We start from the raw sequence: 21,799 nt of genomic DNA on the forward strand, positions 1-21,799 counted from the left end.
GGCATAACGGCTTACTGGGCGGCGGGCAGCACGCCGAAGATGGTGCGGTAGAGCACGCCCATAGCCACGACCATCAGCGGGATGCTCCAGACCAGGCCGATACCCAGTGGGATGGCGCTGAGGATCACGATCACGCCGAGCAGCAGGAACAGGCCGAAGACCTTGAACCAGTGCTGGCTGATGGCCTTGCGCGAGGCCTCCAGCGCCTGCCAGGGTGACAGACCGCGTTCCACCACCAGCGGAATCGCCAGCAGATAGGCCACCGCCAGGTAGATGCCGGGGAGCAGCAACAGGAGCATGCCGAGGTAGATCAGCAGCATCATCACCACGGCGGTGATGATCAGCGGCACGGTGCGGCCGAAGTGGCTGAAGATTTCGTTGAAGCTGATCGGCTGGTCGGCGGCGCGGCGGATGCCGACCATGTTGATCCCGGCCATGAAGGGATAGGCCAGGGCCGAGGCCAGCAGCGACACCAGCACCTCGCCGACCACCACCGCGACCAGGTTGTCGCTGAGGGCGCCGAACACGCCGACTATGCCGCCGAGGATGAAGGTGGCGGCCAGCAGCACCAGGTAGAACACCAGGAAACCGCCGATGATGATGCCCTTGGTGCCTTTGACCTTGGCCCAGGCCTCGCCGATCAGTGCGCCGATGCTGAAGTCGTAGCCGCGGGCCAGCGCTTCTTCGATGCTCGGCGCCTGGTCGCCGAGCGGCTGCTGCAGGTCGCTGACGGGGGCGGCATAGGGATTGGGGGTGGTAGCGTCACTCATGGCGGCGTCCTTGTACGTAGAGTGGGAGAGGTGGCACATGCTAGGGGTACTGGCATTTGGCCTACAAGCGGCGCCTGGGCGGGCATGCAGCGGCTGTGCGCTGGTTCATGCTTTGCCGGCGGCGGCGCGCCTGGGCATGAATGATAGACTGCCTGGCCACTGTGCACTGGGGATACGCGCGTGACTTCCAGCATCTTCTGGTACGACTACGAGACCACCGGCATCAATCCGCGCTGCGACCGTCCGCTGCAGGTGGCCGGCATCCGCACCGACGAGGCGCTCAACGAGATCGACGAGCCGTTGAACCTCTACTGTCGGCCCAGCGACGACATCCTGCCGCACCCGGCCGCCTGCCTGGTCACCGGCATCGACCCGCAGCGCCTGCAGCAACTGGGACTGGACGAGGGCGAGTTCGTCACCCGGGTGCATGCCGCGCTGTCCGCGCCGGGCACCTGCGGCGCCGGCTACAACAGCCTGCGCTTCGACGACGAGGTCACCCGTTACAGCCTCTATCGCAACTTCTTCGATCCCTACGCCCGCGAATGGCAGGGCGGCAACAGCCGCTGGGACCTTATCGACCTGGTGCGCACCGCCTACGCCCTGCGCCCGGAGGGCATCGAGTGGCCGGAGGAAGACGGCCGCGTGACCCTCAAGCTGGAACGCCTGACCCAGGCCAACGGCATCGACCATGGCCAGGCCCACGACGCGCTGTCCGACGTGCGCGCCACCATTGGCCTGGCGCGCCTGCTGCGCGAGCGCCAGCCGCGGCTGTACGACTTTCTCTATCAGTTGCGCAGCAAGCAGCGGGTGCTGGATCAGATCCGTCTGCTGCAGCCGCTGTTGCATGTGTCCGGGCGTTTCTCCGCGGCGCGTCATTACCTGGCGCCGGTGTTGCCGCTGGCCTGGCACCCGCGCAACCGCAACGCGCTGATCGTCTGCGACCTGCAGGCCGACCCGGCGCCGTTGCTGGAGCTGGATGCCGAGACCCTGCGCAGCCGCCTGTACACCCGGCGTGAGGAGCTGGCCGAGGGCGAGGCGCCGGTGCCGCTGAAGCTGCTGCATATCAACCGCTGCCCGGTGGTGGCGCCGCTGTCGGTGCTGCGCGAGCAGGATCGTCAGCGCCTGCAGCTGGACTGGGCGCAGTGCCAGCGCCACGCCGAGGCGCTGCAGGCGGCGCAGGCGCTGTGGCAGGACAAGCTGGCGACCATCTATCGCGAGGAGGCCTTCGCCGCCAGCGGCGATCCCGAGCAGCAGCTGTACGAGGGTTTTATCGGCGACCGCGACCGCCGCCTGTGCGAGCAGGTGCGCCGTGCCGAGCCCGAGGCGCTGGCCAACCAGGACTGGCCGTTCGACGACGCGCGTCTGCCGGAGTTGCTGTTCCGCTATCGCGCACGCAACTTTCCGGACAGCCTGTCGCCGGCCGAGCGGCAACGCTGGCAGGAGTTCTGCCGCCAGCGTCTGAGTGCCGCCGAGTTCGGCGCACCCAATACCCTGGGGCAGTTTCGTCAGGCGCTGGATGAATTGCGCGGCAACTGCACGCCGAGCCAAGTGCAACTTCTGCAGCAATGGCAGGCGTATGCGGAGGATGTGCAGGCGCGCTACGGGATAAATTAGCCGCGGCGCCGGCAACGGGGCATAGCCCAATTGTGCGCGGGCATATCGAGCGGGGTGGCGGCGGCCGGCGCTTGTTTGTCCGGGCGCGCTGGTGAGTTGCCCTGTGGCAATTGCCGGCTGGGCGTTGGCCGTGGCCAGCACGGCAAACTTGCGGGGCGCCGGACGAGTTGCCGGCAACAATTGCGCCGGTCATCCCGCGGCAAAATAACGGCAATAAAAAACGCCAGCAGGGCTGGCGTTTTCGGGTATTGCGCGAGGCTTAGCCGAGCAGGGTGGCCCAACCTTCGACGACGTCGGCGCCCCACTTGGCTTTCCACTCTTTCAGGGTCTTGTGGTTGCCGCCTTTGGTTTCGATCACTTCGCCGCTGTGCGGGTTCTTGTACTGCTTGACCTTGCGCGCGCGCTTGGTGGCAACGGGCTTGCCGGCACGCGGGGCCTTGCCGACCTTGGCTTCCGGGTCGAGCAGGGCAATGATGTCGCGCAGGGACTTCTGATATTCGCCCATCAGGGTGCGCAACTTGCCTTCGAATTCCAGTTCCTTTTTCAGCTTGTCGTCTTGCGACAGGTTCTTCAGGCGCTCTTGCAGCTCCTTGATGGCTTCTTCGGTGGCGCGGTATTCGTTGATCAGCGACATGGACTTTACCTTGGCGTGAATAGGTTTAAAAAGTGAGCAGTGAGGCAATAATAGTCACGCACTTATAACAAGTAAACAGTGTCGGAGAAAATAGCCGTGGTGCACTGCAAGGTTTTGTAACCACGGGCTTTAATTTAAACCGGGTATTTCCGCGCTGGCCGAAGTTGCCTGTTTTTCCGCCGCCTCGATATTTTTCCGCGCCCGGTCAGGGGGCCACGGGTGCCCGGCCCTCCGCGCTACTGCAGTTTCCCCGGCTTGTCGCTAGAATGGCCGACTTTTGCGCCGTCATTGGGGTTTTGTATATGCGCACGTTCAGACTGGTCATCGCCTGCCCGGATCGCGTCGGCATCGTCGCCAAGGTCAGTAGTTTCCTGGCGACCTACAACGGCTGGATCACCGAAGCGAGTCATCATTCCGATACCCAGAGCGGCTGGTTCTTCATGCGGCACGAGATTCGCGCCGATTCCCTGCCGTTCGAGCTGGAGGGCTTCCAGCAGGCCTTCGCGCCGATTGCCCGCGAATTCTCCATGGAGTGGCGCATCACCGACTCGGCGCAGAAGAAGCGTGTGGTGCTGATGGCCAGCCGCGAGTCGCACTGCCTGGCCGACCTGCTGCACCGCTGGCACAGCGACGAGCTCGACTGCGCCATTCCTTGCGTGATCTCCAACCACGACGACCTGCGCAGCATGGTCGAGTGGCACGGCATCCCCTACTTCCATGTGCCGGTCGATGCGCAGGACAAGGCGCCGGCCTTCGCCGAGGTGGAGCGCCTGGTCAAGCAGCACCAGGCCGACGTCATCGTCCTGGCGCGCTACATGCAGATACTGCCGCCGGCACTGTGCGCCGAGTACGCGCAGCGGGTGATCAACATCCACCACAGCTTCCTGCCGTCCTTCGTCGGCGCCAAGCCCTACCACCAGGCTTCGCTGCGCGGGGTCAAGCTGATCGGCGCCACCTCGCACTACGTGACCGAGGAGCTGGACGCCGGGCCGATCATCGAGCAGGACGTGGTGCGCGTCACCCACCGCGACGATATCGAGGAAATGGTGCGCCTGGGCAAGGACGTGGAGAAGATGGTGCTGGCGCGTGGGCTACGCTATCACTTGGAAGACCGGGTTCTGGTGCACGACAACAAGACGGTGGTGTTCGACTGATCTTGCGCCGTAGGCCGAACCGATGCTCGCCAGAGGAGATCGCCCATGCTCAAGTCCATCAAGGTGCGGGACTACATGACCCGCCATCTGGTGACCTTCAGGTCGGATACCGATCTGTTCACCGCCATCAACCGCCTGCTGGAGCACCGTATCTCGGCGGCGCCGGTGGTTGATTCCCAGGGCCATCTGATCGGCCTGCTGTCGGAGGGCGACTGCCTGCGCGGCATCCTCTCCGGCGCCTACTACGAGGCCATCGGCGGCAACGTCAGCGCCTACATGACCGCCGAGGTCGAGACCATCTCGCCGGAGGCGGACATCATCGAGCTGTCCGAGCGCTTCCTGCGCGGTCGGCGTCGGCGCCTGCCGGTGGTCGAGGACGGTCACCTGATCGGCCAGATCAGCCGCCACGACGTGCTGCGGGCGGTCAAGGAGTTCGCCCAGCATGAGCAGGGCAAGCTGGAAGCCGGTTAGAGCCTGTTCAAAGTCTGCTGCGCGTCGGCACTGCTGCGTTAAAAACAGGCTTGGAATGCTCATTTACAACTCGTAAAGTCGCCCGCGACTCCGACCGTTCCTCGCCTGTTTTGACCAGCCGAAGGCTGTTGCTAGCGTAGCGCCTTGCATTGCTCTAGCTCGCGAGACTTTGAACAGGCTCTGAGTGAGGAGGACTTGATGAGCGATCCACTGGACAAGGCGACTTCCAAGGCGCCGCCGACCCTGGGCGAGGGTTGCGTGCGCCGCTACGACCCGGACGCCTTGAGCGAGGACGACGGCACCGAGTTCGCCGAGGCCGCCGAACTGTGGCGGCAGCTGCAGGAACAGGCACCGCCTGAGCCCGAGCCATAACGACCAAGGGCGCTGTGGCGCCCTTGGTCTCGTTTCGCGTACTTAGATGCGGAAGCTGTCGACCAGCTGCTTGAGGCGCGCGGCCTGTTGCTCCAGGTCGCCGCAGGCGCGCAGGGTGGCCTGCAGGTTCTCCACGCCTTCCTGGTTGAGGGTGTTGATCTCGATGATGTCCATGTTCAGCGACTCGATCACCGAGGTCTGCTCCTCGGTGGCGGTGGCCACCGACTGGTTCATCCCGTCGATCTCGCCGATGCGCGCGGTGACCGTGCCCAGGCGTTCGCCGGCCTGGTTGGCGATCGCCACACTTTCCTCGCTGTAGCGCTGGCTCTCGGTCATGGTGGTGACCGACTCCCGCGAGCCGACCTGCAGCTCCTCGATCATCTTCTCGATTTCCTGCGCCGACTCCTGGGTGCGGTGCGCTAGGTTGCGCACCTCGTCGGCGACCACGGCGAAGCCGCGGCCGGCCTCGCCGGCGCGGGCGGCCTCGATGGCGGCATTGAGCGCCAGCAGGTTGGTCTGCTGGGAAATGCTCTTGATCACCTCGAGAATCTGGCCGATGTCCACGGTCTTGCCGTTGAGCATCTCGATCTTGGCGCAGGCGTCGCTGATCTTGTCCGACAGCTCGCTCATCGAGGAGATCGCCTGCTGCACCACCTTGCCGCCGTCCTCGGCCTGATGGCGGGCGTCGGAGGCCTGGGTCGAGGCGTCGGCGGCGTTACGCGCGATCTCCTGGGCGGCGGCGCCCAGTTCGTTGATCGCCGCGGCCACGCTGTTGGTGCGGCTGGCCTGCTCGTCGGAGTTGGCCATCGACGAGTTGGAGGCGTTGACCACCAGCTTGGCCACCTCGTTGACCTGCACGGTGGCCGAGGACACCTCGCGGATCGAGCTGTGGATGCGCTCGACGAACTGGTTGAAGGCGCGCGCCAGGGCGCCGAACTCGTCGTTGGACTGGATCGCCAGGCGCTTGGTCAGGTCGCCCTCGCCCTGGGCGATGTCCTGCATGGCCTTGCCCATGGTGTTGAGCGGCTGCATCAGCACGCGGATCAGCACACCGAGCAGGGCGATGATCAGCACCACGGCGATGACGGTAGCGACTATGGCCGAGGCGCGGAACTCGGTGAGCATCGCGTAGGCCTTGGCCTTGTCGATGGACAGGCCGACGTGCCAGTCGACCGAAGGCAGGCCCTTGACCGGGGTGAAGGTGAGGATGCGGGTGTTGCCGTCTTGTTGCGCCTCGCTGAACTCGCTGCTGATGCGCGGAGTGTTCTGCGGGTAGATGTCCTTGAGGTTCTTCATCACCAGGTTCTTGTCCGGGTGCACCAGGATCTTGCCGTCGGCGCTGACCAGGAAGGCGTAGCCGATGCCGTCGAAGTCCAGGGCGTTGATGATGTCGACCAGGGTCTGCAGGCTGAGGTCGCCGCCGACCACGCCGGCCGGCTTGGCCGGGGTGGCGATGGTGATGATCAGCTCGCCGGTGGCGGCGTCGACGTAGGGTTCGGTGAGGGTGGAGCCGCCGGCGGCCATGGCATCCTTGTACCAGGGCCGGGTGCGCGGATCGTAGCCCTCGGGCATGTCGGCGTCCGGGCGCATGGTGAAGTCGCCGTTCTCGGCGCCCAGGTAGGTGAAGGCGAAGGAGGAGGTCAGCGCCTTCTGCTCCAGCAGCTTGACCACGCGATCCGGGCTGTTGTCGTTGACGATCGACTGGGCGGCGCTTTCCACCAGGAGGATGCGCCCGGACAGCCAGTTCTGGATGTTGCTGGCGGTCACGTCGCCCATTTCATGCAGGTAGCTCTCCAGGTCCGCACGGATGGCGTTGCGTTGCAGGTAATCGTTGTAGAGGGTGAACAGGGAGAAGGCGACTATCACCACCAGCGATGCTGCGAGCAGGATCTTGTGGCTGAACTGCAGGTTTTTAGTCATGTTGTCTTGCGTCCGGAAGGCTCTGGAACCAGTCTTGTGTTCCACGAAGCCGCCAGTGGGGCGGTTCGTGGGAGATTGTGGCGAAGGCAATTCGCCTTTGGTCTGATGCCTATGTCGGCATACCTGCAGTAAAGCTTTAACCCAGGGGATGGCAAAGATGCCTTTGATTTCGCAGTTCGTACTGGGCGCCGGCAGCGATGGCCAGCCCGTCGGCCAGCCGTTGCGCCTGGCCAACCGTCATGGTCTGATCGCCGGCGCCACCGGCACCGGCAAGACGGTGACCCTGCAGCGCCTGATCGAGACCTTCAGCGACGCCGGCGTGGCGGTGTTCGCCGCCGACGTCAAGGGCGACCTGTGCGGCCTCGGCGCTGCCGGTGCGCCGCAGGGCAAGGTCGCCGAGCGCATCGCCAGCATGGCCTGGCTGCAGCACCGGCCGCAGGCCTATCCGCTGTGCCTGTGGGACGTGCACGGGCAGAGCGGCCACCCGCTGCGCACCACCTTGAGCGAGATGGGCCCGCTGCTGCTCGGCGCCCTGCTGGAACTGACCGACAGCCAGCAGGCGGCGCTCTACGCCGCGTTCAAGGTGGCCGACCGCGAGGGTTTGCTGCTGCTCGATCTGAAGGACCTCAAGGCGCTGCTCGGCCACCTCAAGGACAACCCGCAGGTGCTCGGCGAGGACAGCGCGCTGTTCACCAACACCTCGGCGCAGGCGCTGCTGCGGCGCCTGGCCAGCCTGGAGCAGCAGGGCGCCGAGGCGCTGTTCGGCGAGCCGGCGCTGCAACTCGAGGACCTGCTGCACCCCGATCGCGACGGCCGCGGCCGGGTTCACCTGCTCGACGCCAGCCGCCTGGTGCACGAAGCGCCCAAGGTCTACGCCACCTTCCTGCTGTGGCTGCTGGCCGAGCTGTTCGAGCAGCTGCCCGAACGTGGCGACGCCGACAAGCCGGTGCTGGCGCTGTTCTTCGACGAGGCGCACCTGCTCTTTCAGGGCACGCCCAAGGCGCTGCAGGAGCGCCTGGAGCAGGTGGTGCGGCTGATCCGCTCCAAGGGCGTGGGGGTGTACTTCGTCACCCAGTCGCCCAGCGACCTGCCGGACGACGTGCTGGCCCAGCTCGGCCTGCGCATCCAGCACGGCCTGCGCGCCTTCACCGCCAAGGAGCAGAAGGCGCTGCGCGCGGTGGCCGACGGTTTCCGCCCCAATCCGGCGTTCGACAGCCTGAGCGTGCTGACCGAGCTGGGCATCGGCGAGGCGTTGGTCGGCACCCTGGAGGAAAAGGGTACGCCGGCCATGGTGCAGCGCGTGGCCATCGCCCCGCCGCAGTCGCGCATCGGCCCGCTGAACGAGAGCGAGCGTGCCGCCCTGGTGCGTCAGTCGCCGTTGGCCGGGCGCTACGACAAACCCGTCGACCGCGAATCGGCCTACGAGCTGCTCACCGCCCGCGCCGCCCAGGCCAGCGCCGAGGCGCCGGCCCAGCCGAGCGGACGCCAGAAGGCCGCGGCGCCGGATCAGGGGCTGGGGCAGATGGCCGGCGAACTGCTCGGCGGGGCGATGAAGTCGGCGCTGCGCCAGGCGGCCAACCAGCTCGGGCGGCAGCTGGTGCGCGGGCTGATGGGGTCGCTGCTGGGCGGCAAGAGACGCTAGCCGGCGAGGGCAGGGTGGACAGGGCGAAGCCTGGTCCACCCTTTACCGGCGCGCCGGACAAGCCTGGCGGCATGTCCGGCCTGCGCAATCGCGGTAATAGCGAAGCGGCGATGAAATGCTAGTTCGACAGAGGGCCTGGCGCTATTCGCTGGCGGCGTCTTTCTTGTCCTGACGTTCTTTTTCGATCTTTTCGATTTCCTTATCGAAGGCCTGGTCGAGCAGGCTGGGTTTCTTGCGCCAGGGTTTGCGGTCGGGGTCCGGCTGCGCGGCGTAGGTGATGACTTCCCCGCCGTATACATCCTTGTAACGCTGCGCCTGGCGCTCGAGTTCGGCGCGCAGTTCGTCTTTCGTCACTGGGTTTACCTATATGGTCTGGCGATCGACCCGCATGACGCGTGAAGCACTCCGCTTCACTGCTGCGGTCAGGGATCAATCTAGGGTGCTGCTGATGGTTTCGTCCGGCGAATACTTTGCAAAGTGTCAGAGCTTGCAAGTTTCCCGTTCTTATTCAGTTACTTATGTGTATGTAACTTTTTATCAATGAAGTTGCGAGAGGCAACTTGCGCGCCATTATCGCGAAGTGTCGGCGAATGTCCAGCGCTCAGTTATCGAGCGCCTGGTACTCCAGGCTGAACTGCAGTCGGCAACTTTGCCCCGGCGCCAGCAGTTGCAGGCCCGGGCGCCCCGGCAGGTGGTGGGCGTTGACCGGATGGCTGACCGGCTCGAAACAGAAGAAGTTCTGCTCCTGTGGGCAATACAGCAAGAAGAATTCGGCGCCCTCGGCGTGGCAGAGCAATTGATAGCCGGCCTCCGGCTGAACGATAAGCGCGCTGCCCGGCCAGCCAGTAAAGGCATTGTCCAACGTCTGCGCCGGCAGGGCGGCAAGTTCGGCGAAGTTCCAGGTCGCGGGTAACTCGGCCAGTTGAGTGGAGAGTTTGTCGGCGTTGCACAGCCACACTCGGCTGGCCTGCGCTTGCAGGCGGGTATGCGCGGTGCGGGTGAGATAGGGATGCAGGCCGAGGCCGTACCAGGTCGGCCGCTCGCCGAGGTGGGTGGCTTGCAGGTGCAGGCTCAGGCGCCCCTCCGCCAGCCGCACCTGCAGGCGCGCGCGGTAGGGGAAGGGCTGCAGGCTGTCCAGTTGCAGGGTGGCGCTGTCGGATGTCGCATCAACCAGTTGCCAGGCTTGTTGCCAGGCGCTGCCGTGGATCGGCAGCGCCTCGTGCGCGCTGTTGGCCGCCAGCGCCTGCCAGCCGTCGGGGCAGGCGAAGCCGCCGCCGCCGATGCGGTTGGACCAGGGCGCCAGCGGGTAGCAGGCCAGCTGCCGCGGGTTGGCGGCGGCCAGCGCCTGCTCGTCGCTGTGGCGCAGCAGCGGCCAGTCGTCGCTCAAGCGGGTCCAGTTGACCAGGCTGGCGCCCAGTTCGGGGGCCAGGGTCAGGCGGGTCAGGCTGTCGTGCAGGGTCAGCAAGGTAGTCGGCATCTGGCGCTCCGGTGTCGCTGTTTGTCGGGAATTCATAGTGTCATCGTACAACTGCTGGGCTATGATTGCGGCTTAGCCGTCAGCCGAGAGCGCTCCCGCCATGGAAACCCCCAACGCCCAACCCCGCGCCCGCCGCAAGCACCGTAGCCTGGCCCAGGAGTTGGTGGCCGAGCTGTCGCAGCGTATTCGTGACGGTGCGATCAAGCGCGGCGAGAAGCTGCCCACCGAGTCGGCGATCATGGAGGAGCAGGGCGTTAGCCGCACCGTGGTGCGCGAGGCGCTGTCGCGGCTGCAGGCCGCCGGTCTGGTGGAAACCCGCCACGGCATCGGCACCTTCGTGCTCGACACCCCCAGCCCCAGTGGCTTTCGCATCGACCCGGCGACCATCGTCACCCTGCGCGACGTGCTGGCGATTCTCGAATTTCGCATCAGCCTGGAAGTGGAGTCCGCCGGCCTGGCCGCGCAGCGCCGCAACGAGGCGCAACTGAAGGCCATCCGCGAGGCGCTGGACGCGATCAGCGAGAGCGCGGCGCACGCCAGCGACGCGGTGTCGTCCGATTTCCAGTTCCACCTGCGCATCGCCGAGGCCACCGGCAACCGCTACTTCACCGACATCATGAGTCACCTGGGCACCAGCATCATTCCGCGCACCCGGGTTAATTCCGCCAGCCTGGCGCGCGACGACCAGGCGCACTACATGGCGCGTCTTGCGCGCGAGCACGAGCAGATCTTCGAGGCCATCGCCCGCCAGGACTCGGAGGCGGCGCGCGCCGCCATGCGGCTGCACCTGACCAACAGCCGCGAGCGCCTGCGTCAGGCGCACGAGGCCGCCGAGGCCGAGGCGCTGCACGGCTGAGCCATGGCTAGCGGCGGTAGGCCAGCAGGACGATGCCGCCGACCACGATCAGCCCGCCGACCACCTGCAGGGCGCCGAGCAGCTGATCGAGAATCAGCCAGCCGAACAGCATCCCGGCCACCGGCTCCATGTTCATCACCGGCGCGTTGCGCGCGATATCCAGGCGCGGCATGCAGATGAACAGCACCGAAAACGCCGTGCCGTAGAGCAGTACCAGGCAGGCCAGGGCCACCCAGCCGACCGCTGCATCGGGCAGGCCGAGGCCACCGGGCAGGGCGCCGCTGGCGCCGGCCAGGGCCGAGGCGCTGAACACCACCGCCATGGTCAGCATGCTGCGCACCCGCCCGGGCATCGCCGACAGCCGGTGTTCGGTAATCCACAACGCAACGGCGAATACCGCCGCTGCGGTCAGGCTGAACGACACCCCTTCGATCCAGCGCGCATCGAGCTGGGCCTGACCGGCCAGGCGCGCCGGCACGTCCAGCACCAGCACCAGGCCGAACAGGGTCAGGCCCATGATCAGCGCCGCGCGGCCGGTCGGTCGCGGGCCGCCGAGTGCCCAGGTGAGCAGCGCCAGGAGGATCGGCGAGAGGTTCACCACCAGCAGCGCCAGGCCCACCGGGATGCGCGCCACCGCCGAATAGATGCAGAAGCTCTGCACCGCGATCAGCAGCCCCAGCACCAGCTGCCAGCCCCAGGTCTGGCGGCTCAGGCGCAGTGAATCGCGCTGCCACAGCACCAGGGCGGCGAGCACCAGCAGGGTCACCCCCGAGCGGCAGAGGATCGCCAGCAGCAGGCCGGCGTCGTGGTCGAAGGCGATACGCGCGGCGATATGGTTGCCGGCGAAGGAGCAGGCCAGGGTGGCGAGGATCAGCGCGGCGATATGCCGGGGGAACGGGGCGGCGTGCATGGCGTGGCGTTACGTCCTTATAAAGCAAGAGCCGCCAGGCGGCGGCTCGGGGTGAATGGGGTAGGCCTCGTTTCCGCAGAACGGGAGTGGAGCGGGCGCGGGTTCAGAGCACCACGCTGGGCAGCCACAGCGAGATGGCGGGGATGTAGGTGACCGCCATCAGCACCGTGAACAGCGCGGCGTAGAACGGCAGCAGCGCTTTCACCGTGCTCTCGATGCTGACCTTGCCGATGGCGGCGCCGACGAACAAGACCGCGCCCACCGGCGGGGTGATCAGGCCGATACCCAGGTTGACCAGCATGATCATGCCGAAGTGTACCGGGTCGACGCCGAAGGAGGTCACCACCGGCAGCAGGATCGGCGTGAGAATCAGGATCAGCGGCGCCATGTCCATCAGCGTGCCCAGGGCCAGCAGCATGAAGTTGACGCACATCAGGATCACGTAGCGGTTGTCCGACAGGGTCAGGAAGGCCGTGGTGATCTTCGACGGAATCTGCATCAGGGTCATGATGTAGCCGAAGCTGGCGGCGAAGGCGATCAGGATCATCACGATCGACAGGGTGCGCACCGTGCGGTGCAGCATCTTCGGCAGTTCGCTCCACTTGTAGTCGCGGTAGATGAACATGGTCACGAAGAAGGCCCAGACCACCGCCACCGCGGCCGACTCGGTGGCGGTGAACACGCCGCTGAGGATGCCGCCGAGGATGATCACCATGGTCATCAGGCCCCACAGCGCCTCGACGCAGATCTTCAGCGCCTGGCGCAGCGGAATCACCTCGCTCTTGGGGTAGTTGCGCTTGCGCGCGAACAGCAGGCACAGGGCGGCCATGGTGAAACTGAGCAGCAGGCCCGGGCCGATGCCGGCGACGAACAGCGCGGCGATGGGCACCGTGCCGCCGGCGGCCAGCGAGCGAACAAGGTGAGAAACGGCTGGGCACGCGCACCCTTCGTCTCTTGTGACCAATGTTGTATGACAACGTATCTCGCATGAATGCGGGCCAGCGCCCTGGGTAAGGTGCCCGGACTCCCGAGGGGCAGAGCATGAGCCGAAAAACTCCCGATTCGCGCGCCGCCCCTGATCGACGTGGCCAAGGTGGCCGGCGTGTCGCCCATTAGCCTGTCCCGCGCCCTGGGCTGTCCCGAGCTGATCGGCTTCGGCGACCTGTCCTGCGCGGCGCACACCCATCCGCCGCTGACCACCGTGCGCATCGACGGCCCGCGCATCGGCCGCGCCATCGCCGAACCGGCGCTGGTGCACCAGCCGTTGCGCCTGGATGTGGGGGGCGAGGTGATCGAGCGGGGGAGTGGGTGAGGGGAGTCGAGCGAGGGGCAGTCGATAGCGCCCTCGATGGGCTCCCGCGCGCCCCAGGTTATTTGGCGGCCCAGTCTCCGATCAGCGGCTATTTAGCTTGATCGCAATAAGATCACCACACTGAACAGCTGAATTTGACCTGACAGTCGCGGGCCTCAAGGCAGGTAACTGTCAGATCAACTCACGATCACTGCAAATTAGCGACATCTGGTCCGCATGTTTCTGACAACGGCCAATTCTTTGCAGCCCACAACCGCCTAAGACACCGGCATTGCCCGGTCAAAGATGCTGTTTTGATCGTCATCCTCTCCCGTAGCAAAAGCCGCTCCTTCAATGTGATAGACCGTCGGCTCTTCGGAAAAATATTCCTCCAGGCCCAGCATGAACAGCCGATGGTCTTCGCTCGCTTCGAAGCCCGGCGTGTGGTCCTCGAGTGAAGCCCAGCGCACGATCAGGTTGAACCGCTCGGGGGTTTCGATACCGGGCGCGAGCATGTGGCCGCCATACCCCTTGGCGCGGCGGAGCAAAGGTGCGACCTCGGCAAAAGCACGTTTGAAGGGTTCAATCCGTTCTTGGTGAACGGGCAACAGAGCAATTTCATAAATCATTGCGGTATTCCTCTAGAGTAAGTTCGGCAGTTGCACCTATGCCCTTACGGGGCGAGCGAGGGCTCGACGGCAATCGCGATTTTTCCCCGCAGACCGTTGTTGGGCGTCTCCAGCAGGGCATGGGCGAGCCCAATGTCGGCGAGCGAATAGACCGCACCAACATGGGGCCGCAGTTGCCCGCGCTCGACCAATGCCTTCAGTTCATCGAGCTTGCCGCGGTTCTGGCGGGTGAAGACGAAGTGGTAACTGGCGTTCTTGCCCCAGGCCTGAATGAGGTTCTGCGGCTTGGCGATGTCCACGATCGAGACCACGCGGCCGAGCTGGGCGAGCGCGTCGGGGCTACGGGTCAGGGTGTCGCCGCCGATGGTGTCGAAGATCACATCGACGCCCTGGCCGTCGGTTTCCCGCAGGATGGCGTCCACGTAATCCTCTTGTTCGTAGTCGATGACCACGTCGGCACCCAGCCCCCGGGCGAACTCGAAGTTCGCTTCGCGCACGGTGGTGAAGACCCGCGCACCAATGGCCTTTGCCACCTGGATCGCGACATGGCCCACGCCACCCGCGCCGCCGTGGATCAGAATGCTTTCCCCGACCCGGAGCGATACACGCCCGACGAGGGCTTCCCATACCGTCCCGCCTACCAGCGTGAGGCTGGCCGCCTCGAGATGGCTCAGCGATGCCGGCTTCTTGCCGATGATGCTTTCGGAGGCGACGTGGTACTCGGCATAGCTGCCATCGCCTTCGAAGATTTGCGTGGTGTACCAGACTTCGTCGCCTGGCACGAAGCTCGTCACCCCTGGGCCGACGGCTTCGACGACGCCGGATACGTCATGCCCGGTAATGGCGGGGAGAGGCACGTAGTCGACATAGTCGCCCCGACGTACCTGGTAATCCAAGGGGTTGATGGAGGTTGCGTGAACCCGCACCAGCACTTGTCCCGCTTGCGGCACCGGCTTGGGTACGTCACGCAGCTCGAACGATTGCGGGCCGCCGAATGAGTTGAGAATTTGCGCTTTCATGGTAGTTCCTCGTTTCTGGAAAAAGGGATATAGGGAATTTTCGATATATAGAGCCAAAGAATTAACGGGTCTTTCCTACGATCTCTCTAGCGTGAGTGCTTCGGTAAAAAGGGATATCGAGAATTATCGATGTTGTGCGTGAAAAAATTACAACTCTTTGCCTATGATCTCGGCCAGAGCACGGATGTTGGCTTCATTGCGCTTGTAGTAGGTCCACTGCCCGATCCGACGGACTTCGACCAGCCCCACTCGCTGCAGCGTGGCAAGGTAATCGGACACCGTCGACTGCGACAGACCGACACCTTCCTGAATACTGCTGACGCAGACGCCCACGGTATGAACGTCCCCTTCATCCTGTGGAGGAAAGTTCTTCACCGGATCCTTCAGCCCCTTGAGGATTTCAAGGCGGGTCGGATTTGAGAGGGCTTTGAATACATTGATCAGTTCCATGGCGCGATAATATCGAGATTTACCGATATGTCAATGCAGGAATCATCCGCCCGTCGGACGGGTAACCCAAAGGGGGTTGCCTTCAGGGGCAGTCGGGTTGCGCAGCACATCCCAAATTGGCCAGCCTCTCGACGGGGGCTCGATCTGCACTCGCCTTTTTACCGCCCGCTCGCCGTCGAGGTCATTGCTGCGCCCGTCTGAATGAGGCTGACGCTCCCGCCTGTGAGTGCCTCAATCGCGCCAGCAAGGGCTCAAGTTCGGTTCGACACGCCGATCGCCACCGGCGAGATGCTCACCAGCCCGGCCGAGCACTGGGAGTTCATCCGCCGGCGCACCGCCGACTTCCTGATGCCCGATGCGCCGCGGGGCGGCGGCATCACCCCGTATCTGCGCGTGCACCTGGCGGCCAGCCATACGCGCGAGCTCTGGGGCGGGCGATCAGGTGCGCAGAATGGCGTTGATCGCGCTGGGCTTGGGCCGCAGGGCACTGAACACCTGCCAGAGGATGAAGGCCAGGGCCAGGCCGAGGAAGCTGCCGGCGATGGGGGTGGTGAAGAAGTCGGCGAAGTTGCCGTCGGAGAGCATCAGGCCGCGGCGCAGGTTGGTCTCGGCCATCGGCCCGAGGATGAAACCGATGATGAACGGCGCCGCCGGCAGGCCGGCCTTGACGAAGCCGTAGCCGAGCAGGCCGAACAGCAGGATCGACCAGACATCGAACAGGCGGCTGGACAGGCCGAAGGCACCGACCACGCAGAGCACCAGGATGATCGGAAGGAGGATGTGCTTGGGCACGTCGAGCAGCTTGATGAACAGGCGCAGGCCGTAGAACTCCATGAACAGCATCATCACCGTGGCGACCAGCAGGGCGGCGAAGATGGTGTACACCAGCGGGCCCTGGCTGATGAACAGCAGCGGGCCGGGCTGGAGCTTGCTGGCGAGGGCGGCACAGACTTGCAGCACGCCGAGCAGGGTCAGAAAGCCGGCCAGCAGCAGGGGCGGGGTGGCGATGTCGACGCCCTGGTGGTCGGGCAGTTGGTAGGCCATCACCTCACGGCTTTGCAGAACGGTGTGATTGCTGGCGCGGGTCTGGACGTCTACCAATGCGAACCCGAAGTCCCGGCCGCGTTGCTCGAGTTGGACAACGCGGTGCTGCTGCCGCATGTCGGCAGCGCCAGCGTCGAGACCCGCCAGCAGATGGCCGATCTGGTTCTCGACAACCTGCGTTGCTTTATCGCCAGCGGCAAGTTGCTCACGCCGCTGTAACCCATTCGCGTGACGGCGCTCGCCGCCACGCTTATCGCCGCAACGCCACAAGCGTCGCGGCCGCTCTCCCTCAACCTCACCTGCAGCACCGGCGCGCCACAAGCGCGCCGGTTTTTTCCTGCCTGCCATTCAGGCGAACCTGACCAGGCTCAGCGCCGCGCCTGCCTGCGCCCGCGATCACCCGTTGCCGCCAATGCCGGCGTTTCTCGCCCGCTACCCGGCGGTGCTGCCGGCCAAGACCCGCGCCTTCGTCGACTTTCTCACCGCGCACTTCGAGACCGAGCAACTGGCCCGACGTTTTTGTGCAACGCAGTGATCCGTGCTTGCCCTGTCCTGGTGGTCAGGCTCTACACTCTGTGGTTTTTCCGCAGGCAAGGACTCCACCGTGCAGTCGGTCATCTCCATTTCGCAACTGAACAAGACCTACGCGTCGGGCCATCCGGCGCTGCAGGGCATCGACCTGGACATTCGCCAGGGCGAGATCTTCGCCTTGCTCGGCCCCAACGGCGCCGGCAAGACCACCCTGATCAGCATCATCTGCGGCATCGTCAATCCCGGTAGCGGGCAGGTGCTGGTCGGCGGCAAGGACATCGTCCGCGACTACCGCGCGGCCCGCGCGCAGATCGGCCTGGTGCCGCAGGAGCTGGTCAGCGACGTGTTCGAAACCGTCTGGGCGACGGTCAAGTTCAGCCGCGGCCTGTTCGGCAAGAAGCCCGATCCGGCCTACCTGGAGCAACTGCTCAAGGACCTGTCGCTGTGGGACAAGCGCAACGCCAAGATCATGGAACTGTCCGGCGGCATGAAGCGCCGGGTGATGATCGCCAAGGCACTGTCCCACGAGCCGCAGATTCTGTTTCTCGACGAGCCCACCGCCGGCGTCGACGTCGAGCTGCGTCGCGACATGTGGAACATGGTGCGGCGCCTGCGCGAGCGCGGCGTGACCATCATCCTCACCACCCACTACATCGAGGAGGCCGAGGAAATGGCCGACCGCATCGGCGTGATCAGCAAGGGGCGGATCATTCTGGTGGAGGACAAGCAGGTGCTGATGCACAAGCTGGGCAAGAAGCAGCTGACCCTGCAGCTGCAGCAGCCGCTGGCCGGCGTGCCGGCCGAGCTGGAACGCTACGGCCTGGAGCTGGTGGACCAGGGCCACGCCCTGGTGTTCACCTTCGACGCCCAGCACGAGCACACTGGCATCGCCGAGCTGTTGCGCGACCTGGCCCAGCACGGCATCGACTTCAAGGACCTGCAGTCCAGTCAGAGTTCGTTGGAGGAAATCTTCGTGTCCTTGGTCAAGGAGTCGCGCGCATGAACCTCTATGCCATCAAGGCCATCTACCTGTTCGAGCTGGCGCGTACCTGGCGCACCCTGCTGCAGAGCATCGCCACGCCGGTGATCAGCACCTCGCTGTACTTCGTGGTGTTCGGCTCGGCCATAGGTTCGAGCATGACCCAGGTGCAGGGGGTGAGCTACGGCGCCTTTATCGTGCCGGGGCTGATCATGCTGGCGCTGCTCACCGAGAGCATCTCCAACGCCTCGTTCGGCATCTATATGCCCAAGTATTCGGGGAGCATCTACGAGCTGCTGTCGGCGCCGGTATCCTACCTGGAAATCCTCGTCGGCTATGTCGGCGCGGCGGCGACCAAGTCGGTGATCCTCGGCATCATCATCCTGCTCACCGCGCGCCTGTTCGTCGACTTCGAGGTGCAGCACCCGCTGTGGATGGCGGCCTTCCTGGTGCTCACCGCGCTGACCTTCAGCCTGTTCGGTTTCATCATCGGCGTGTGGGCCGACGGCTGGGAGAAGCTGCAGATAGTCCCGGCGCTGATCGTCACGCCACTGACCTTCTTAGGCGGCGCCTTCTATTCGATCAGCATGCTGCCGCCGGCCTGGCAGACGGTGACCCTGTTCAACCCGGTGGTGTACCTGATCAGCGCCTTCCGCTGGAGCTTCTACGGCGTCTCCGACGTCAACGTCGGCCTCAGTCTGGCGATGATCCTGGGGTTTCTGGCGCTGTGCATTTTGCTGGTGGGCTGGATCTTCAAGACCGGCTACCGGCTCAAGAGCTGAGGTCGCCGGCAGGCACGCCGGGGCGCTGTCGGGAGGCGTCCCGGATTGCATCCGGGCTGCGGGGCTGAGGCCAGCCGTATCGCGAAACGGAGGCTCGGCGCAGGGTGGATCGCGCTTTATCGATCCACCGCTGTGGTGGATGTAAAAAGCGACATCCGCCCTACGGAGCGAGGTGTGCCACGGGCGATCCAGGGCATCTGCAGATCGCCCACAAGCGGGCTCCTACCGGGCGAATCGGGGTGGCCCCTTATTTCACCCGCAACTCGCAATCGAAGGTCTTGGCCGGCGCCACGTCGGTTTCCCAGGGGCGCTGGTAGGTCAGCAGCAGGCGACCCTCGCCGCGCTCGCGGGTCTGGAAGCGCCAGGTGGATTTACCGGCGGCGCCGACCAGACCGGCGTCCTCCGGGTTGCTGTAGACCTCCGGGCCGAGGCTCTGCAACACGCTCTCGGCGCCGTCGCGCAGCACCCAGCGAAAGCCGGTGGTGGGATTGCTGGGCAGGCTGAGGATCAGTTGCTGGCCCAGGTCGAGGCTCAGCGGGCATTTGTTGCCCTGCTCCTGGGTCAGGGTCTGGGTGCTTGGCTTCTGCGCGCAGGCGGCGAGCAGGGCCAGGCCGGCGAGGGGCAGCAGGCGGAAGGCGGCGGTCATGACGGATTCCTGTCGGCGAAACGCGCCCAGCATAGCCGCATTGGCCAGGTGCAGGCCACCGGGTAGGTTGGCGCTGAGCGCAGCGAAGCCCAACAGGGAGCGCGCAGCGCTCCGCCCGACGATTCCAGCAGCCGCTTTTGCTTGCGGCTTGAAGCTTGCCGCTGCTTCTACTCGAACAACACCCTGGCCACATCGCTGTAGCGCCTGGCGAAATGCACGGTCAGGCCTTCCTTGAGGTAGTCCGGCAGCTCCTCGTAGCTGCCGCGGTTGGCCTCCGGCAGGATCAGCTCGAAGATCTTTTGCCGCCGCGCGGCGATCACCTTCTCGCGCACCCCGCCGATGGCCAGCACCTGGCCGGTCAGGGTCAGCTCGCCGGTCATCGCCACGCCCTTTTTCGCCGGTTGGTTGCGTGCCAGCGACAGCAGCGCGCTGGCCATGGTGATGCCGGCGCTGGGGCCGTCCTTGGGCGTGGCGCCTTCCGGCACGTGCAGGTGGACGAAGGCCTGGTCGAAGAAAGCCGGGTCGCCGCCGTACTGCTTCAGGTGCGAGCTGACGTAGCTGTAGGCGATCTCCGCCGACTCCTTCATCACCTCGCCGAGCTGGCCGGTGAGCTTGAAGCCGCGGTTGAGGGTGTGGATGCGCGTCGCCTCGATCGGCAGGGTGGCGCCGCCCATGCTGGTCCAGGCCAGCCCGGTGATGACGCCGGTGCCGGCCAGCAGTTGCTCGTTGCGAAACACCGGCATGCCCAGGGCTTCTTCCAGGTCCTTGGCACCGATGCGGATCTTCGCTTCGGGATCGTCCAGCAGTTTCACCACCGCCTTGCGCACCAGCTTGCCCAGCTGCTTCTCCAGCTGGCGCACGCCGGCCTCGCGGGCATAGCCCTCGATCACCGCACGCAGCGCCGCGTCGCTGATGGACAGGCGCGCCTTGGGCACGCCGGCCTTGGCCAACTGCTTGGGCCACAGGTGGCGCTTGGCGATGGCCAGCTTCTCCTCGGTGATATAGCCGGACAGGCGGATCACCTCCATGCGGTCGAGCAGCGGCCCGGGAATCGAGTCGAGGGTGTTGGCGGTGCAGACGAACAGCACCTTGGACAGGTCCAGGCGCAGGTCCAGGTAGTGGTCGAGGAATTCGACGTTCTGCTCCGGGTCGAGGGTCTCCAGCAGCGCCGAGGCCGGGTCGCCCTGGTAGCTGGCGCCCATCTTGTCGATCTCGTCGAGCATGATCACCGGGTTCATCACCTCGGCTTCCTTGAGCGCCTGCACCAGCTTGCCGGGCATGGCGCCGATATAGGTGCGGCGGTGGCCCTTGATCTCCGCCTCGTCGCGCATGCCGCCGACCGAGAAACGATAGAAGGGCCGGCCCAGGCTTTCGGCGATGGACTTGCCGATGCTGGTCTTGCCCACCCCGGGCGGGCCGACCAGCAGCACGATGCTGCCGGCGATCTCGCCCTTGAAGGCGCCGACGGCGAGGAACTCGACGATGCGTTGCTTGATGTCGTCCATGCCGGCGTGGTGCGCATCCAGCACCTTGCGCGCATGGGCCAGGTCGAGCTTGTCCTGGCCGTAGACGCCCCAGGGCAGGTTCGTGGCCCAGTCCAGGTAGTTGCGGGTGACGGCGTACTCCGGCGAGCCGGTCTCGAGTATGGCCAGCTTGTTTAGTTCCTCGTCGATGCGCTTGCGCGCCTGCTCGGGCAGGGTCTTGCCCTCCAGGCGGGCGCGGAACTCGTCGGCGTCGGCACTGCGGTCGTCCTTGACGATGCCCAGTTCCTGCTGGATCAGCTTGAGTTGTTCCTGCAGGAAGAATTCGCGCTGACGCTCGCCGATCTTGCGGTTGACCTCGGCCGACAGCTCGTTCTGCAGGCGCGCCACCTCGACCTCCTTGCGCAGCAGCGGCAGCACCTTCTCCATGCGCCTGAGCATCGGCACGGTATCCAGCACCTCCTGCAGTTCGGCGCCCGGCGCGGTGGTGAGGGCGGCGGCGAAGTCGGTGAGCGGCGAGGGGTCGTTGGGGCTGAAGCGGTTGAGGTAGTTCTTCAGCTCCTCGCTGTACAGCGGGTTGAGCGGCAGCAGCTCCTTGATCGCGTTGATCAGCGCCATGCCGTAGGCCTTGACCTCGTCGCGCGGGTCGGCCGGCGCCTGCGGGTACTCCACCTCGACCAGGTACGGCGGCTTGCGGCTGAGCCAGCCACGGATGCGCACCCGCGCCAGGCCCTGGGCGACGAACTGCAGCTTGCCGCCGTCCTCGCTGGCATGATGCACGCGCACCAGGGTGCCGTGCTCGGGCAGCTTGTCGAGGTCGAATTCGCCGCTGTCGCCGGGCGGGGTGTCGACGTAGAACACCGCCAGGCAGCGGTGGTCGGTGTTGCCGACGCGCTCCAGGGTCTTGCCCCAGGGCTGCTGGTTGACGATCACCGGCAGCACCTGGGCGGGGAAGAACGGGCGGTTGTGGATGGGGATGACGTAGAGCTTGTCCGGCAGGCGCTGGGCGGGCAGCACCAGGCTGGTGCCGTGCGTCTGGGCGCCTTCTGCGGCTGCGTCGGGGGTGATGTCCTGATCGTTCATGGAGCACCTTTGCTTGCACGTTAAGTGCTAGATGGGGCGGTGCT

The 21,799-nt window shown here is 65.5% G+C and carries 21 protein-coding genes and 4 pseudogenes; 12 read left to right on the forward strand and 13 right to left on the reverse strand.

Annotated elements, in window-relative coordinates; all coding sequences use genetic code 11:
• Positions 1-11: 11 nt before the first annotated feature.
• Complete coding sequence (locus ACIGFL_RS04345) at positions 12-770, reverse strand: hypothetical protein (RefSeq protein WP_021442676.1); 759 nt, start codon at positions 768-770, stop codon at positions 12-14.
• Positions 771-950: 180 nt separating this feature from the next.
• On the opposite strand from ACIGFL_RS04345, the gene sbcB reads away from it, so the two are divergent.
• Complete coding sequence (sbcB, locus tag ACIGFL_RS04350) at positions 951-2,384, forward strand: exodeoxyribonuclease I (protein ID WP_397496263.1); 1,434 nt, start codon at positions 951-953, stop codon at positions 2,382-2,384.
• 259 nt (positions 2,385-2,643) lie between these two features.
• Here the strand turns inward: sbcB and mvaT are convergent, their stop codons facing one another.
• Complete coding sequence (mvaT, locus tag ACIGFL_RS04355; protein WP_021442678.1) at positions 2,644-3,018, reverse strand: histone-like nucleoid-structuring protein MvaT; 375 nt, start codon at positions 3,016-3,018, stop codon at positions 2,644-2,646.
• A gap of 302 nt (positions 3,019-3,320) precedes the next feature.
• Here mvaT and purU point away from each other — a divergent pair, with 302 nt between their 5' ends.
• From purU to ACIGFL_RS04370, 3 genes are all read left to right on the forward strand, one after another.
• The gene (gene purU / locus ACIGFL_RS04360) at positions 3,321-4,172 is read left to right on the forward strand and encodes a formyltetrahydrofolate deformylase (protein ID WP_021442679.1); all 852 of its coding nucleotides are present in this window, start codon (positions 3,321-3,323) and stop codon (positions 4,170-4,172) included.
• A gap of 45 nt (positions 4,173-4,217) precedes the next feature.
• Positions 4,218-4,643: a CBS domain-containing protein gene (locus ACIGFL_RS04365; RefSeq protein WP_021442680.1), complete on the forward strand. Its 426-nt coding sequence runs from the start codon at positions 4,218-4,220 to the stop codon at positions 4,641-4,643.
• A gap of 198 nt (positions 4,644-4,841) precedes the next feature.
• Entirely contained in the window at positions 4,842-5,015 is a 174-nt protein-coding gene (locus ACIGFL_RS04370) for a hypothetical protein (RefSeq protein ID WP_021442681.1), read from the forward strand.
• 42 nt (positions 5,016-5,057) lie between these two features.
• On the opposite strand, the gene ACIGFL_RS04375 is transcribed toward ACIGFL_RS04370, so the two are convergent.
• A complete protein-coding gene (locus tag ACIGFL_RS04375) occupies positions 5,058-6,935 on the reverse strand; it encodes a methyl-accepting chemotaxis protein (protein ID WP_021442682.1) in 1,878 nt (625 codons plus the stop codon).
• A 157-nt stretch (positions 6,936-7,092) separates the two neighbouring features.
• Here ACIGFL_RS04375 and ACIGFL_RS04380 point away from each other — a divergent pair, with 157 nt between their 5' ends.
• Complete coding sequence (locus ACIGFL_RS04380) at positions 7,093-8,577, forward strand: helicase HerA-like domain-containing protein (protein WP_397496264.1); 1,485 nt, start codon at positions 7,093-7,095, stop codon at positions 8,575-8,577.
• Between the two features lie 141 nt (positions 8,578-8,718).
• On the opposite strand, the gene ACIGFL_RS04385 is transcribed toward ACIGFL_RS04380, so the two are convergent.
• Entirely contained in the window at positions 8,719-8,931 is a 213-nt protein-coding gene (locus tag ACIGFL_RS04385) for a hypothetical protein (protein ID WP_021444897.1), read from the reverse strand.
• A 247-nt stretch (positions 8,932-9,178) separates the two neighbouring features.
• The gene (locus tag ACIGFL_RS04390; RefSeq protein WP_021444898.1) at positions 9,179-10,054 is read right to left on the reverse strand and encodes an aldose 1-epimerase; all 876 of its coding nucleotides are present in this window, start codon (positions 10,052-10,054) and stop codon (positions 9,179-9,181) included.
• A 100-nt stretch (positions 10,055-10,154) separates the two neighbouring features.
• On the opposite strand from ACIGFL_RS04390, the gene ACIGFL_RS04395 reads away from it, so the two are divergent.
• A complete protein-coding gene (locus ACIGFL_RS04395; RefSeq protein ID WP_021444899.1) occupies positions 10,155-10,910 on the forward strand; it encodes a FadR/GntR family transcriptional regulator in 756 nt (251 codons plus the stop codon).
• Positions 10,911-10,917: 7 nt separating this feature from the next.
• Here ACIGFL_RS04395 and ACIGFL_RS04400 read toward each other — a convergent pair whose 3' ends face one another.
• Both ACIGFL_RS04400 and ACIGFL_RS04405 read right to left on the reverse strand, forming a co-directional pair.
• Entirely contained in the window at positions 10,918-11,820 is a 903-nt protein-coding gene (locus ACIGFL_RS04400) for an EamA family transporter (RefSeq protein WP_397496265.1), read from the reverse strand.
• A 103-nt stretch (positions 11,821-11,923) separates the two neighbouring features.
• Positions 11,924-12,733 (reverse strand): annotated as a pseudogene (locus ACIGFL_RS04405) (TRAP transporter large permease); the annotation flags it as partial.
• Positions 12,734-12,922: 189 nt separating this feature from the next.
• Between ACIGFL_RS04405 and ACIGFL_RS04410 the strand changes: the two are divergent.
• Positions 12,923-13,132 (forward strand): hypothetical protein, encoded by a 210-nt coding sequence (locus ACIGFL_RS04410; protein ID WP_397496266.1) that lies wholly within the window; start codon positions 12,923-12,925, stop codon positions 13,130-13,132.
• 257 nt (positions 13,133-13,389) lie between these two features.
• Here the strand turns inward: ACIGFL_RS04410 and ACIGFL_RS04415 are convergent, their stop codons facing one another.
• The 3 genes from ACIGFL_RS04415 to ACIGFL_RS04425 form a co-directional block, all read right to left on the reverse strand.
• Positions 13,390-13,740 (reverse strand): antibiotic biosynthesis monooxygenase family protein, encoded by a 351-nt coding sequence (locus ACIGFL_RS04415; RefSeq protein WP_397496267.1) that lies wholly within the window; start codon positions 13,738-13,740, stop codon positions 13,390-13,392.
• Between the two features lie 44 nt (positions 13,741-13,784).
• Positions 13,785-14,759, reverse strand: coding sequence for a zinc-dependent alcohol dehydrogenase family protein (locus ACIGFL_RS04420; RefSeq protein WP_397496268.1), 975 nt, complete (start codon positions 14,757-14,759; stop codon positions 13,785-13,787).
• Between the two features lie 147 nt (positions 14,760-14,906).
• The gene (locus tag ACIGFL_RS04425; protein WP_021445912.1) at positions 14,907-15,209 is read right to left on the reverse strand and encodes a helix-turn-helix transcriptional regulator; all 303 of its coding nucleotides are present in this window, start codon (positions 15,207-15,209) and stop codon (positions 14,907-14,909) included.
• 243 nt (positions 15,210-15,452) lie between these two features.
• Between ACIGFL_RS04425 and ACIGFL_RS04430 the strand changes: the two are divergent.
• A pseudogene (locus ACIGFL_RS04430) lies at positions 15,453-15,638 on the forward strand (enolase C-terminal domain-like protein); the annotation flags it as partial.
• A 9-nt stretch (positions 15,639-15,647) separates the two neighbouring features.
• Here the strand turns inward: ACIGFL_RS04430 and ACIGFL_RS04435 are convergent.
• Positions 15,648-16,139: pseudogene (locus ACIGFL_RS04435) on the reverse strand (tripartite tricarboxylate transporter permease); the annotation flags it as partial.
• 117 nt (positions 16,140-16,256) lie between these two features.
• On the opposite strand from ACIGFL_RS04435, the pseudogene ACIGFL_RS04440 reads away from it, so the two are divergent.
• The 4 genes and pseudogenes from ACIGFL_RS04440 to ACIGFL_RS04455 all read left to right on the forward strand — a co-directional run.
• Positions 16,257-16,472, forward strand: a pseudogene (locus tag ACIGFL_RS04440) (NAD(P)-dependent oxidoreductase); the annotation flags it as partial.
• A 193-nt stretch (positions 16,473-16,665) separates the two neighbouring features.
• The gene (locus ACIGFL_RS04445) at positions 16,666-16,788 is read left to right on the forward strand and encodes a hypothetical protein (protein WP_021446364.1); all 123 of its coding nucleotides are present in this window, start codon (positions 16,666-16,668) and stop codon (positions 16,786-16,788) included.
• A gap of 69 nt (positions 16,789-16,857) precedes the next feature.
• Positions 16,858-17,787, forward strand: coding sequence for an ABC transporter ATP-binding protein (locus ACIGFL_RS04450; protein ID WP_021446365.1), 930 nt, complete (start codon positions 16,858-16,860; stop codon positions 17,785-17,787).
• Positions 17,784-18,545: an ABC transporter permease gene (locus ACIGFL_RS04455; RefSeq protein ID WP_021446366.1), complete on the forward strand. Its 762-nt coding sequence runs from the start codon at positions 17,784-17,786 to the stop codon at positions 18,543-18,545. Before ACIGFL_RS04450 ends, ACIGFL_RS04455 begins: the two co-directional genes overlap by 4 nt.
• A gap of 247 nt (positions 18,546-18,792) precedes the next feature.
• Here the strand turns inward: ACIGFL_RS04455 and ACIGFL_RS04460 are convergent, their stop codons facing one another.
• Together ACIGFL_RS04460 and lon are read right to left on the reverse strand one after the other, a co-directional pair.
• Entirely contained in the window at positions 18,793-19,191 is a 399-nt protein-coding gene (locus tag ACIGFL_RS04460; RefSeq protein WP_397496269.1) for a protease inhibitor I42 family protein, read from the reverse strand.
• Between the two features lie 167 nt (positions 19,192-19,358).
• Positions 19,359-21,755, reverse strand: a complete 2,397-nt coding sequence (gene lon, locus ACIGFL_RS04465) for an endopeptidase La (protein ID WP_397496270.1) — start codon at positions 21,753-21,755, stop codon at positions 19,359-19,361.
• Positions 21,756-21,799 lie beyond the last annotated feature (44 nt).

Source organism: Pseudomonas sp. NPDC077649 (assembly GCF_044542855.1).
Classification (GTDB): Bacteria; Pseudomonadota; Gammaproteobacteria; order Pseudomonadales; family Pseudomonadaceae; genus Aquipseudomonas.

Excerpts from the sequence above, each read along its gene's own strand:
- ACIGFL_RS04345 (WP_021442676.1), bottom strand. The coding sequence starts at position 770 with ATGAGTGACGCTACCACCCCCAATCCCTATGCCGCCCCCGTCAGCGAC.
- mvaT (WP_021442678.1), bottom strand. The coding sequence starts at position 3,018 with ATGTCGCTGATCAACGAATACCGCGCCACCGAAGAAGCCATCAAGGAG.
- purU (WP_021442679.1), top strand. The coding sequence starts at position 3,321 with ATGCGCACGTTCAGACTGGTCATCGCCTGCCCGGATCGCGTCGGCATC.
- ACIGFL_RS04365 (WP_021442680.1), top strand. The coding sequence starts at position 4,218 with ATGCTCAAGTCCATCAAGGTGCGGGACTACATGACCCGCCATCTGGTG.
- ACIGFL_RS04370 (WP_021442681.1), top strand. The coding sequence starts at position 4,842 with ATGAGCGATCCACTGGACAAGGCGACTTCCAAGGCGCCGCCGACCCTG.
- ACIGFL_RS04375 (WP_021442682.1), bottom strand. The coding sequence starts at position 6,935 with ATGACTAAAAACCTGCAGTTCAGCCACAAGATCCTGCTCGCAGCATCG.
- ACIGFL_RS04380 (WP_397496264.1), top strand. The coding sequence starts at position 7,093 with ATGCCTTTGATTTCGCAGTTCGTACTGGGCGCCGGCAGCGATGGCCAG.
- ACIGFL_RS04390 (WP_021444898.1), bottom strand. The coding sequence starts at position 10,054 with ATGCCGACTACCTTGCTGACCCTGCACGACAGCCTGACCCGCCTGACC.
- ACIGFL_RS04395 (WP_021444899.1), top strand. The coding sequence starts at position 10,155 with ATGGAAACCCCCAACGCCCAACCCCGCGCCCGCCGCAAGCACCGTAGC.
- ACIGFL_RS04400 (WP_397496265.1), bottom strand. The coding sequence starts at position 11,820 with ATGCACGCCGCCCCGTTCCCCCGGCATATCGCCGCGCTGATCCTCGCC.
- ACIGFL_RS04415 (WP_397496267.1), bottom strand. The coding sequence starts at position 13,740 with ATGATTTATGAAATTGCTCTGTTGCCCGTTCACCAAGAACGGATTGAA.
- ACIGFL_RS04420 (WP_397496268.1), bottom strand. The coding sequence starts at position 14,759 with ATGAAAGCGCAAATTCTCAACTCATTCGGCGGCCCGCAATCGTTCGAG.
- ACIGFL_RS04425 (WP_021445912.1), bottom strand. The coding sequence starts at position 15,209 with ATGGAACTGATCAATGTATTCAAAGCCCTCTCAAATCCGACCCGCCTT.
- ACIGFL_RS04445 (WP_021446364.1), top strand. The coding sequence starts at position 16,666 with ATGCCGGCGTTTCTCGCCCGCTACCCGGCGGTGCTGCCGGCCAAGACC.
- ACIGFL_RS04455 (WP_021446366.1), top strand. The coding sequence starts at position 17,784 with ATGAACCTCTATGCCATCAAGGCCATCTACCTGTTCGAGCTGGCGCGT.
- ACIGFL_RS04460 (WP_397496269.1), bottom strand. The coding sequence starts at position 19,191 with ATGACCGCCGCCTTCCGCCTGCTGCCCCTCGCCGGCCTGGCCCTGCTC.
- lon (WP_397496270.1), bottom strand. The coding sequence starts at position 21,755 with ATGAACGATCAGGACATCACCCCCGACGCAGCCGCAGAAGGCGCCCAG.